At 43.3% G+C, this 13036-nt stretch carries 8 protein-coding genes; 1 reads left to right on the top strand and 7 read right to left on the bottom strand.

The window, feature by feature from the left end; all coding sequences use genetic code 11:
* Nucleotides 1-275 precede the first annotated feature (275 nt).
* Nucleotides 276-1445 carry a FecR family protein gene (locus PBAL39_RS20590; protein WP_083801795.1) on the bottom strand — a complete coding sequence of 390 codons (1170 nt, stop codon included), beginning with the start codon at nt 1443-1445 and terminating at the stop codon, nt 276-278.
* A gap of 375 nt (nt 1446-1820) precedes the next feature.
* Between PBAL39_RS20590 and PBAL39_RS20585 the strand changes: the two genes are divergently transcribed.
* A complete protein-coding gene (locus tag PBAL39_RS20585; protein WP_008245182.1) occupies nt 1821-2444 on the top strand; it encodes a sigma-70 family RNA polymerase sigma factor in 624 nt (207 codons plus the stop codon).
* Nucleotides 2445-2568: 124 nt separating this feature from the next.
* On the opposite strand, the gene PBAL39_RS20580 is transcribed toward PBAL39_RS20585, so the two are convergent.
* The 6 genes from PBAL39_RS20580 to PBAL39_RS20555 all read right to left on the bottom strand — a co-directional run bounded on the left by PBAL39_RS20580 (nt 2569) and on the right by PBAL39_RS20555 (nt 12981).
* Nucleotides 2569-4227, bottom strand: coding sequence for a DUF6377 domain-containing protein (locus PBAL39_RS20580; RefSeq protein WP_008245181.1), 1659 nt, complete (start codon nt 4225-4227; stop codon nt 2569-2571).
* 271 nt (nt 4228-4498) lie between these two features.
* A complete protein-coding gene (locus tag PBAL39_RS20575; protein WP_008245180.1) occupies nt 4499-5500 on the bottom strand; it encodes a DUF4973 domain-containing protein in 1002 nt (333 codons plus the stop codon).
* An 18-nt stretch (nt 5501-5518) separates the two neighbouring features.
* On the bottom strand, nt 5519-7522 hold the full coding sequence (locus PBAL39_RS20570) for a RagB/SusD family nutrient uptake outer membrane protein (protein ID WP_008245179.1): 2004 nt from the start codon (nt 7520-7522) through the stop codon (nt 5519-5521).
* A gap of 12 nt (nt 7523-7534) precedes the next feature.
* A complete protein-coding gene (locus tag PBAL39_RS20565; protein WP_008245178.1) occupies nt 7535-10615 on the bottom strand; it encodes a TonB-dependent receptor in 3081 nt (1026 codons plus the stop codon).
* A 98-nt stretch (nt 10616-10713) separates the two neighbouring features.
* Nucleotides 10714-12090, bottom strand: coding sequence for an IPT/TIG domain-containing protein (locus PBAL39_RS20560; protein ID WP_008245176.1), 1377 nt, complete (start codon nt 12088-12090; stop codon nt 10714-10716).
* A 243-nt stretch (nt 12091-12333) separates the two neighbouring features.
* Entirely contained in the window at nt 12334-12981 is a 648-nt protein-coding gene (locus tag PBAL39_RS20555; protein ID WP_008245175.1) for an NAD-dependent epimerase/dehydratase family protein, read from the bottom strand.
* Nucleotides 12982-13036 lie beyond the last annotated feature (55 nt).

The following is a 13036-nucleotide window of genomic DNA, read 5'->3' as shown; positions in this document are numbered from 1 at the left end:
GCTTACTCGTTGGGCGTAACTTGCCGCGTTAACATGCAGCACAACTGCCAATAAAAAATGATCGTAAGTTTCACGATGAGACCTATTTTTGATAACATACAGGATCCAGACCTGCATGGAAATGCATGGAAAAATTTATACATTTGGTTAGAGTTAATTTATAACTGATCGTTTCAAGGGTTATCAATAAGTTGCTCAAGCCTAATTGGCTAAAACCGGCGGCGCGTCAACGCTTCCGGTTTTTTTTCAGCAAGTCTTATCAGGAGCTGATAGAACTATGGCATAACGGTTATCCTCCTTCCATCAATTTTAAAATGAACGGTACCGGTTAATTCAAGCGTAGTCAAGAGTTGGGAAATGTCTTTAAACATGGGTACCGTACCCCCGAAATTTTGACGTTTCAGATTGCCTTTGTAGACGATCTCCACATCATACCAGCGCGCTACCTTGCGCATAATGGTTTCGATATTCTCGTCATCAAATTTGAAAAAACCATTTTTCCAGGCGACAACATTCTCCGTATTTACATTGCGTACCTGAAAATTTGATGCTCCAGTGCTTAAAACACCCTGCTGATTCGGGAGCAGCATCTTGCTATGTCCATCTTTAGTCAGCTTCACCGAGCCCTCAAGCAAGGTTGTCTGGACGGTATTTTCGTTTTCATAAGCCATGATGTTGAAATGAGTTCCCAAAACTTCTACTTTCATACCGTTTACAGCTACACTAAAAGGCCTGTCTTTATTCTTGGCGACCTGAAAATACGCCTCCCCCGTTAATTCCACATTTCGCTCCCTGCCACTGAAGGCGGTAGGATATTTTAAAGTTGAACCAGCATTCAGCCATACCACTGTCCCATCGGCCAATGTCAGTTGATATTGGCCACCCCGGGGTGTTTCAATGGAATTATAAATCACTGCATTTTGATCTGGTGCATCCATACTGTTTCCATAGGTCAATTTTCCATCAGCGGTTTTGCGGACTGTTGAGGCCCCCTCCCTGGATATCATTCCTGTTTGGGTGTCGTCAAGATCTAACTTTTTGCCATTGGCGAGCGTCAAGATGGCCCTATTCCGACCTGGAGGAATGCTATTTTGAGTTGATTTAGACTGAGCAATCTGATGCTGACCGGTCTTATTATCTATTACATATAACCAAAACGATGTACTTGCTGCAAGGAATATCAGTATAGATGCCGCTGCAAGCCAATAACGGGATTTACTGCCGCGCTGTATCCGCTCAGCAGATATTTCTGACCTTATTTTTTCAAGGAGCTGCAATCTAACTTCCTCGGTCTCGCCCATTCCCGCCGACCATGGCTTAACAGTCAGTTCGAAATCATCCTGGTAATTTTCCAGCTGTGCCAACTCATTAGGACTGCAATGTCCGGACGCACACTTCTCGAATAATGCTATAAATTGCTCTTTGGTCATACTTGGTCTCTTCATTACAAGCTAAGCTATTTCACATTCAATCAATCTGCTATTCAAGCTTAGTTAATACTATAGAGACCTTTTTTAGAACCAAACTCACACACTATTCATTTTTTTTTTAATGTGTGAAAGATATTCCGCCAGATGGCTTTATTGTGCCATAGCGTTAAATATTCAACAATATCCCAACTTTGATTAAGCAAGTCGCCGCTGAAATATTAACCGTTGTATTTATTATCAATTATAATAAGCTTATCCAGTCAATAGTGACTTTGTTGCACCCAGGCTATCTGGAAACGTCATCTTGGTGAAAGCATGCAAATTTTATTTAGTAAGCTTACAAAGATTTAATCTTCCGTTGTTTAGCATTAAAAAAGGGTATAAACTTTAATGGAATTTTTTATTAAATTAGCAATACCAAATATGCCTGACAGAAATACCCCCGATGATGAACTATGGGAAGCCATAAGATTTGGAAGTGTCCCTGCTTTCGAATTGCTTTTCAATCGTTACTGGCAAGCAGTTTATACAACGGCTTTTTCATTTTTAAACGATGCGGAATCGGCCGCTGAAATTGCCAACGATACCTTTTTGAATATCTGGAGAAAGAAAGACACGCTGGATATCGTCTCTTTTAGAAATTACCTGACGACCAGCGCTCGCTATCATACCTATAAGGTTCTAAATTTGAAGAAAAAGATACGCCTGACTTATGTGGAAAGTTATGATCAACTCCCTGTCTCCGAAATATTAGTGCAAAATGAAGGCGAGGAAAAACTCCGATATATTAGCTTACAGGAGGAGATGGAGGATGCTTTGATTGACCTACCGAAGCGTTGCCGCGAAATTTTCCTTTTAAGCAGGATAACGAATCTTACTAATGGTGAGATTGCTGAAAGGCTCTCCATATCGAAGCGAACGGTAGAAAACCAAATCTGCATCGCTCAAAAATATCTGGAACATAACATTAAAAACATTGCATTGGTATTGCTTCTTGCTAGTGTTTTGAGATAGGTTCAAGCCATGACATAATCTACCTGACTTGTTTGATCTAATCGCATCACATGATATGACTCCTTCGATCTACATGGATTCATTGTTAGTCGGCAGGAAAATGAAAGAAGTTGGGTGGAATGGGTTAATCCTGTACACGAAGTTCCCGTTTTGATAGCCTTGTATGGTCGACAGTGTTGATAAATTTTATACCGGCTATCCTTTTATCAAATTCTTCCCCTTTGACCAGAGCTTTGGCTTTCACACGGATCTTGTAAGTGTATATTGTACTTACAGAATAGTCCAATATGACAGCAATAGTTTCATCATCTTTTATTCCAAGTCTGATCAAAGCAAATATACGCAGTACTGTAGTCAGAGATTGGTCTTTTTGCGGCCAGATCTGATCTTCTGGTTTTAGCAACTCATTAAACGCAGGTACGAAGTTCGGAAATAACTTCAGAAATATTTGATCCAGGGTATGATATAGATATTCCCGTTCCTTACTAATTTGTATGGACGTCACGGTATCAAGTGCTTCATCAATCCTTTTCGTTTTGATACTATGTGCAATCTTTCTTTTTAGCTTTTCAAGCGAACTGATATTCGCAAAAGATCGTTTGAAAAAGAAGCCGATGTATTCTTCATTTATTCGTGTATGCTCCATAAGCTTCATGTTAATTGAAGCCAGTTGATTGTTTTTCTGGTTGATCAACTGCTCACTGACTCTGATTTTTTTTAGTTGTATATAAACAATGAACAATGCACACAGTACGACTAAAACTACAACAGCTGAGATCAGGGCATACATAATGGATTTGTCCCGTTGCAGTTCAGCTTCCGAAATCGTCTTTCCGGCAATCAGTGGTAATATATTCTGGATGTCGATCTTATGACCTCTGGCGCTATAAAATTCTGCATCAGAAATGGCCTTGTTGATGCAAGTGTAAGCCATATTCACATCGCCAGCCTTATACAGTACTTCTCCCAACTTAAGGATCGCCTGCGTATCTTTGGTTGATGACCGGATGTCACTGATGGCCGATAGCGCCAGAAACATGATCTGGTCAGCACCGGAAAAACAGTAGCTTAATCTCATGGCAACCATCGCAATTTTATGGTCCGACAATCCACTATGTGTGATGAAATGCAGATAAAATTCAGCCGGTCGCCGACGGGATGATGAGCTGCTACTATCCGCAGCAAGGCCTATTACTGCTTCAAATTTATTCGGAGGCAAAACCGAATTCATCTTACTGAACTGAGCCGCGGCCAAAGCCCGATATTGTGCCGCATAAAACGGATCGTTATTATATTTTGCCAAAGACTCGTAAAATCGTGCTTTCAGATTGTGATAATTTCCCATGAGCTCCATGGGCATCGTTTCATGATCCAACTCTGATACAAGTTCGCTGGCCTCTTTAAACATTCCCGAAGGAGTTAAAATCTGAAGCAGCTGCAGTTTGGCTTCCTTCACCCTGAACAGGTCTCCATGTTTTTCACTGAGATCAATAATTTTCCTAACATAGGTATGGGCAGAATCAAATTGATAAAATTTATATTCTTCCAATATCGTGTTATATAAAAGATGTAATCGTTCGTAGCCTGACTTTGAAGTCTCACTTACAGAGCGCTTTAAGCTATTGATCCTTTTTTCTTTCTGACGATCGTAAGAAGGATTGTTAAGTTCAGTTTTGAGAATGTTAAGTAAACTATCTTTACTGGAGCTACCAAATGCCAGAGTTCCATTAACAAAAAACAGCATTAAAATAAATGCCGCCAAGAGGTTAGTTTTATTTAACATTTAAGTAGTATTTGGCTGATAGATAACTTACACAAATTAACCTTTTAACGGGTGTTTTCAAATTAAATATTGAGATATATCCAGTCTAAGGAATATAATTTTAAAACATATTGATCTTGTACCCTGCAATCGAGTTGGTCATTTTAATTAAACATCAAATTTTTCATTAATTTGAGACCATGGAAAAGACTCTTGTCATTCGTTTTTTAAGGGGGCTGAAAAATTGTAATTTTTTAGCTCAGGAAAAAAACTTTCCTGAGCTAAACTAAGATTACCACTGAATCGCTTGATCTTCATCCGGAGTCAACGTATTTTTCTTTCGTTCCATGGTCATTGCGCCTTCAGCCCTGTACCTGATCGGCAGATTCGGAATGGAGGTGATGTCATCATATTTATACCTGATGTTTACCGTACAATACTCACTCACCAGGTAAGGCAATACCGCATCAGGAACCTTTTTAATCTGATAAGTCGGCTGATTCAATACCTCAAAGTTAATTGCAGGATTGTCGGCTTTTAAGATCAGTGTGCCTGTTTTTGTTCCGTCCCCATTGTCAACAGGCGCTCCGAACTGCATTGTGATTTTGTAATCACCGCGCTCCTCCGACCTTTCCTCCACCATCCCTGCATAAAAGAATACCGTATTTTCATCTACCACCCAGGCCGTCTTTGTGCTCATCACCATCGGTGCCGAGTTCTCATTATCAAAATAAATGTTCATTGATGTTGAAGAATAACTTCCTGAGTAGTCATTAAATGGTTTCACATACAGCAATGCTTTTCTCCATCCTTTACGGTAGTTGGCTACGTAGGAAGGATCATCCTTGATGGTAAGTGGCAACACCCAACGCTCCACAAGATCAAGATTTGAAAACTTGAATTTGATCTTATAGTTCGAGGTATGCGTCCCTTTTGAAATTAAACTTGTGGGCGAGGTCAGATCATAGAATTGAGCCGGCAGCTGCTTGTAATACAGGTCCGTCCGATATTGGAACTTCTGCTGGTTAAATATGCTGAGCGTGTCGCCGTCGACGCCAATCTGGACGTTCAGGTCCTTGTCGTTTTCCTGTGAACCACTGACAATTACAGGGAGGTTGTACTCCACCTCACCATCCTTTTTATAACGGAGATACACTTCCGTTACACCCTCATTTCCAACCGGCGCTTTAAACGATACCATCTTGGTATACAGTTCATCTGTCCACTCATCATTACATGCTCCTAAGGAAAACATCAAAGCAAGGGCAACGATACATTTATAAAAATTTCTCATGTTATGTCGGTTATTAAATTAATCAAAAGACGGCCAGCCTGGTGCCTGCGTCATACGTTTGTTCTCACGCAGTTCTTCCCAGTCAATAGGCCAGAAATACATCTTTTTCGAAAACGCCGTCTGCAATAAAGGAACGCGTACAGGCGAGTAGAACAGCGCCGCATTCTGTTTGGTAATCAATGTATTATATCCATAAATTTGCTCAGCATCTTTTACAGGTGCATCTTTCCACCGTCTCAGGTCATAGTAACGCTGGTTTTCACCCAGCAGTTCTATTTGCCGCTCATGTTTGATGCTGTTGCGCAACCTCGTCGGATCCATGTAAACCGACATGTCGTAATCCGGAACCCCTGCACGTATACGAACCGGTGCAATCGCTTTGCTGATCGCGTTGATATCCCTTGCGATGACGTGCTGACTTAAGCCATCCCATGATGGAATCGTATATGATCCGGACAGTTCATTCAGCGACTCCCCATACATTAGCAGGATATCTGCATACCGGATGGTAATCTCTACCTTGGGATAGATCTGGCCACCGTTATTCGCGTTGTCCTTCGGATTGACGTATTTCATCATACCTATGCCTGTTGGCAGCCAACGATCGCCATTGACCCTACCTTCAGACTCACCGCGATAATAAAACACCTGTTTATTAGTGTTGTTGTTTGGGTCATTGCTAGCACTCGACATCGTCCACAATGCACCATTGAAAGCAACAGATGCATAAAACCTCGGTTCACGGTTTGCAAACTCCTTCCAGACATTCGCCTTTAAAGGCTTAAATTGTTCCAGTTCATTGTTTTGCACAAACATATTGCCGCTGTATTTTTCCAAAATCGCTGCTCTGTTGAAGGAGGTGCCATCAGCCATATCGTAAGCATCACTTTGTTTCAAGGTAAGGCCGTGACAATTCCATCCTCCTGCCATCTGAGGCATCTGGTGTCTGGTTAACGAGATCACGCCATGTTCCTGATCCGTTTGGTTTTCCCCACGTGTAAAAATCATTTCAGGATTCTCCGCAGCATATAGATCACCATTGAACAATGCCCGGTAAGACTCAAATGGATCTATGTTGGCCCAGCCATCCGGAAAGTTTCTCTCCGAATATACCGGGTGATGTGGTGGGATGATCGTCACCGGGTAAGATTCCGTACCCTTAATCTTCCTTTCAGCAGTATAGAGCTTATATACATTTAAATCCATCACATCTTTTGCCGCTGCCGCTGCTCTCGCCCACTTCTCTTCACTATATTGTGCCGATATCAAGGCCCTTCCTTTGTCATCCACGAAGTCTGACATCTCCGCATTGCCATTCGCCAACGGACTTGCCAGGAACAACAAAGCTTTTGCCCGGGTCGCCAAGGCCGCGCCACGGGTGGGGCGTGCAATGTTACGGTTGTCTCTTCTCAAGGGCAGATCTTTCGCCGCCAGCACCATTTCCGAAGAAATGAAATCCACCACCTCATCGTAGGTGTTGCGCGGGTAAGACAAGTTGCTGTAGCTCTGGTCATAGTCGACCCCTTTGTCGGGCATCACCGGGACAGGCCCATATTTCCGGAGCAATAACCAATACAAGTAGGCTCTGATGAAACGTGCCTCAGCCTTATACTGTGCTACCTGCTCTGCAGAAAAGGCACCACCTTCAGACAGGGCATTGACCATTACAGAAGCCTGTCTGATCCCTGCGTAAGATTGCGACCAGGACTGCTTGTACCAGTTATAATCGTACTCGCCAAATTTAAATCTCCTGTAATCCGCACCATTCCCCCCTTCGTTATAATACATGTCGTCTGCATAATTGGAGACGGTAAAATTCTTATGCCCGATTTCGAGGTTGTAGTCCAACAGCTGGTTATAACAATTGGCCAGCCACTGCTCCGTATAATCCCTACTATTGAATATCCGGTCTTCACTCTGCCTGTCGGCAAAGTAGTGATCTACACTCAGGTAATCTTTACAGGAGGTAGCAAATATCCCTGTGCAAGTTAACAGGGTGATTAGGATATATTTTGTCTTCATGCGCTTTAAAATTTATAAGGTTGCTGTTAAACCAAGGGTGAAGGTCTTTGCCAGCGGATAAGCCTGACCGTTGGAGCTGTTCATTTCAGGATCCCACAATTTAAACTTCGAGAATGTGAGTAGGTTCGTACCCATAAAAAACAGCCTGAAGTTGTTGATGTGAAACTTATTAATCAGGCTCTTTGGCAGCGTATATCCAGCTTCAATTGTCTTTAGGCGCAGATAGGTGCTTTCCCTTAACCAATACGAGGAAGGTCTGTAGTTGTTGGTGTTGCCACCATAGCTCAGTCTTGGATAAGCCGCATTGACATCTTCATTCTGGCCCAGAACCCAACGGTTGGACTGATCAAAGTCGGTCAGGATGTTACCCCAGTCGCCCTGACTAAAGGGATACACTGTATAACCATCGATAAAAAATGACGATTTGCCAGCGCCCTGAAAATGCACATTGAAGTCAAAACCCTTCCATTGGGTAACCAGTGCAAAACCATAAACAAGATTTGGATAAGCCGTTGCTCCGATCGGCAAGATGTCATTGTCATCTATTTTGCCATCACCATTGATATCCTTGTATTTAATGTCGCCTGGCATCACCGCTCCGTAGGTTTGTATTGGGCTATCCCTGATGTCTTCATAATCCCTAAAAAGTCCAAGAGCAATGAGGCCACGGTTCTGGTTGACCCTAAACCCGGCTTGCGTATTATACTGGTAGTTGCTAAACTGTTCATCCGCTTCCAGGATCTCATTTTTGCTGTAGGTCAATGTACCGCGCATGGTAAAGTTCACATTGCCCACTTTCTGGGCGAGCTTGATCTGTCCGTCAAAACCTTTGGACAATACAGAGCCCACATTCGCTCTTGGATTTGCAGCCTGTAAGCCCACACTTGCAGGCACGAAGTTCCTGGTCATATAAATGCCATCCCTTTGTTCATGGAAGTAATCCAGGGCACCTCCTATTTTATCATTGAAGAAGGAAATATCGAGGCCGAGGTTGTGTTTTGTCGCCACTTCCCAGGTGACTGTGTTTGACGCGATATTTTCATAGGTCAAACCTGGAAATCCGAAGTTACTCTCTATATCCCCCCAATTGTAGCCCTTGTTGGGATCACCTGTGGCATTGTAAGTTTTGAATGAGGCGAGGTAAGGAAAACGGGTCGGCATATAATCATTTCCCACCTTTCCGTAAGAGTAGCGGAGCTTGAACATGTTCATCCAGCTCAGATTTTCCTTGATGAAGGATTCCTCTCCAATGTTCCAGGCTCCGGAAACGGCTGGAAAAAAGTCGAACTGGTGACCACGGGCAAAGTTTTCCGATCCGTTATAGCCAAAACTGAAATCCACAAAATAGCGGGATTTGTAGCCATAGGTGGCTCTACCGGCGAAACGTTGGTTTCTTCGGTCGATGCCCTGGATCAGGTCTCCGCCAAAGTTAGTGGTGTTCACCCTCTTTTCCTGAGTATACTGCAGCACGCCTCCTAAATTATGATTGCCAATATTTGTTGCGTAGTGCATTTCCCCCTGCAGGAATTCCAGGCGCTCGCCATCCGCAGAAGAAGTCTGGGTCAGTAGCTGCTCGGTAATCCGACGTTGGAAGATCAGGTTCCCATTGGAATCCCTTAAACGTTCCGCTTCCCAGCCTTCCGGCCATTTCATCCTTCTGATGTTGTTTCTGTTATTCGTATCGTAACCATATCTCCCGAGAAAACGCAGGCCTTTGGCTACAAAGTCCAGGTTCTGCTCCAGAGTCACATTGGTCTGGATCTTGTTTTCCCAATTTTCAATATATCCCTGCTGGGTGATCAGGGTCCATGGGTTATTCCGACCTGCACCACCGCGGGATGCGACCTTGCCATCCGAATATTTGATGGGGATAGAAATTGGATTCTGACCCATCAGCGAATACCAGATCTCATCATAGGTACCTCCGGGAAGATTCTGCTTACCCAGCGAGCCAGCTACACCAACCCTAACCACGGTAGATTTGGTCAGGTTCATATCTACATTTGTCCTATAGTTCCAGCGTTTGTAATTTGCATTGCTATTGTAACCATTCAACGCATCGTCCACATTGTACATCCCACCCTCGTCAATGTAACTACCCGAAACAAAATAACGTGCCGTAGCACCACCACCGTCAAAGTTCAAGGAACCTCTTTTGGTTGTAGCGCCGTCTTTAAGAAACATTTTCATCCAGTTGATGTCTGGAAAGAGGTCCGGATCCAGACCATCACGTATCAATGCCAGGTCGTCATCGCTGTAAAACGAGGTCTGGTTACGTGTGCTCCGCGCTTCATTCATCAGCTGAGCGTACTTAGGACCGCCGACGAACTCAGGAGTAAATGTTCTGGTATTGTAAGAGGTCTCCACTTTTCCATTGATGGCCACCCGACCATCTTTGCCTCGTTTGGTGTTGATCAGGATCACTCCGTTTGCTCCTCTGGAACCATATATGGCAGTCGCAGAAGCGTCTTTAAGTACTGAGAACGACTGGATATCTTCAATATTGATTTCATTCAGGCTGCGTTCAAAGCCATCTACCAATACCAGGGCGGCTGTACCCGCACCGAAAGTAGAAATACCACGAACCCAAAATTCAGAGGAGTTGCTTCCCGGTTGTCCCGAACGCTGCAACGCCAGCACCCCCGCAACATTTCCTGCCAGTGCATTGGTAATACTGGAACTTGGTGTTTTCAGGGTGCTGACATCTATTGTACTCACAGCACCGGTTACGGTTACCTTTTTCTGAGGCCCCGTTGCGGTCACCACGATTTCATTCAGGGCGCTGGACTTAGATTCTTTCATTACCACATTGATTACCAGGTCGTCTTTGATCAAGACCTCCCTGGTTTCAAACCCAACGAAGGAAAACACCAGCCACCTGTATTTATTCGTTTTGATGGTATACTTGCCCTCCGTATCGGTCGGTACCCCCAGGCCTGGCTGATCTTTGACAACCACCGAAACCCCGGGTATAGGCTCATTATTTTTATCGACTACCCTGCCTCTTACGGTCACAGGCACAGCGTCATTCTGCCCAAATACCTGACAAAAGCATCCACATACCCACAAAAGGATAATAATATATTTTTTCATCTGTTCTTGTTTGTATCCCCCGCCTTGATTCCATGGAAGCGTTCATCCATGGGCAGCAGCGGGAGTTTTTCTGAAAAATCTGTTAAATGACGATGGTATTATTCCACACTTATGGTGCGAATCCGTCTGTTTACCTTTTCTGAGATATAGAGAATTTGCCGCCCTGCATCGTAAGCAATACCACTAGGCTGGTTAAATCGGGCTTCCTTTCTTAAATCGCCATCAATGTAACCTTCCTTTTTACCATCAGACGAAGGACTCCCCTTGCCAGCATAGGTCGATACTTCGCCAGTTGGCGATATGACGCGGACACTGTGGTTATTGACGTCGCATAGATAGAAATCATACTCATCCTCTTGTCCGGCATAGGCTGGATTTTTTACGAATACACCTTGATAGAGGAAAGAAAACCTGGCCGAAGTGCCAATAGCGTCTATATCACCATACACACCCGGCTGCCCGGCAAAAACGATGGGTGAGGTCAATTCTTTGGCCGTCCAGTTGTAAGTGCTCTTGTACACACATCCACCCTCCAGAAAGTAAGCATATTTTCCCGTGGGATGGAAATGAATCGTGGTCTTCATATCGTTATTTCCGCCAACCCTGAACAATTCCCTGGAATTCAAACCACCAAGAACAGGATCGTAAAAAGCTTTCATGACACCACCGCCCCACCAGGTATTGAAGAACATGACATGATCTATCGGGTGATGTGCACAGGCATAGCTGGTGCGGTCGTAGAGGTATGGATGTACTCTTCTGAAATTCTCTGTGCGCAACGTATATGCTATAGCCACAAAGTTCTTGTTGTTCTGCCCATTGTCGTCCACAATAAACAGGGTATCATTATCAAAGCTCATCGTTGCTGTCTGCAGACTTTTAAATGAAGCCTGTCCATTGGTAATTAAAGTGGACACCTGCTTTTCGTTGATGTCGACTTTTCGAACCAGCTGGCCTCTTTCCACCACAAAAAGCGAATTTGTATTAGGTTCAAAAAGCATCCAGGTGGGATCATTGAAACCTGCTTCATCAAAAGTACCGTTAACCACCGCAGAGTTCCCGTATACATCAACCTTTCCTACCAGCGTGCCCACCGTTGTCCTGGTTTCGTAATTAAACTGTTCAGTAAATATATGCTCAGCTACAGGTCTTCCATCATCACCATTGACCACTACTTTTACCTCACCTGAGCTGGTCTGTCGTGGGATCACACAGTAGATTTTGTCGCCAGAGGCTCCTATAACGCTCAATTCACGACCTCCAATGGAGACTTTTATTTTAGAAATGTCATTACCCAAATTTTTGCCGTAGATATAAAACCTTGTACGGACGGCTCCTTCTTTTGGAGAAAAGTCATTGATGACAACCGGCTGACTGGGGTCCCGACCGTTGTTCTTAACTTCATCCTCTTTACATCCGGATAGGAATAACAAGCAGATGAGTAAATGAAATAAATGCTTAGTAAAATGGTTCATACTTGGTTTGTAAGGTTAGTATGCAAACATCTAGAAATTAGTTTTACATTATTGCTGAATGTCCATGCGTCTACATAAAAATCTAAACAATAAAATACACAAAAAACTAACTACCAGATGATTACATTTTAAAAACCTCATCAAAATCTAACCTTTGTCTCAGCAAAATACCCCCAGGTATGATGCTTTTTACGAGTATGATCTGGTGCGAAGACGGTGAACTCCCCCCTGTCGCTCAAAACATTACAGTTTTGCCAGCTGTTCAATATCCTCTACTTCCAGGATCTGCTTTGAATAACCTTTGGTTACGGCATTGATCATTGCCCGACCAACCTGCTTAAGTGACAGCGTTTTCTGAGGAAAAAAGGGCGCTATCAAAGGCGCTAATATTTTATAAACCATTTTAACATTCAGCTGTCCATCCGTTCCTTTCATTAAGGCTGGTCGAAAATTGTACTGACTTTTAAAGGGGAGTTTCATCAATGCATTTTCTGTTCTGCCTTTCACTCTTGCCCACATCACTTTTCCTTTTTCGGTGCTGTCAGTTCTATTGCCAGAAACAAAATTGAAAACCATATTTAGATTCAGATGCAATAATTGCTTTGCAAATGTCAGTGTCATGTCGTAGGTGATGCGGTTATATTCCTCTTCTTTTACGCCAACAGAACTGATGCCAGCGCAGTAAAAGCAAGCGTCATAACCTTTCAGGTCTTTCGAAAAATCGTCAAGATCTGAAAAATCAGACACCAGCAATTCTTTTAATTTGGGATGGCTCATCTCATAATGTTTGCGACTTACGATCAATACTTCCTTTACGTTTGTGTTTTTTAAACACTCAAATAAAACGCCCTCGCCTACCATTCCCGTTGCTCCTGTAATGATTACCTTCATTGTTCTCTATTTTTTGACTAACACTACCTTCAAATATACTTTTATTGATTGCAAT

Origin of the sequence: Pedobacter sp. BAL39 (assembly GCF_000170795.1) — a bacterium.
Classification (GTDB): Bacteria; Bacteroidota; Bacteroidia; order Sphingobacteriales; family Sphingobacteriaceae; genus Pedobacter.
Note: the sequence above shows the minus strand (reverse complement) of the source record. Positions and strands in the feature narration are given on the sequence as shown.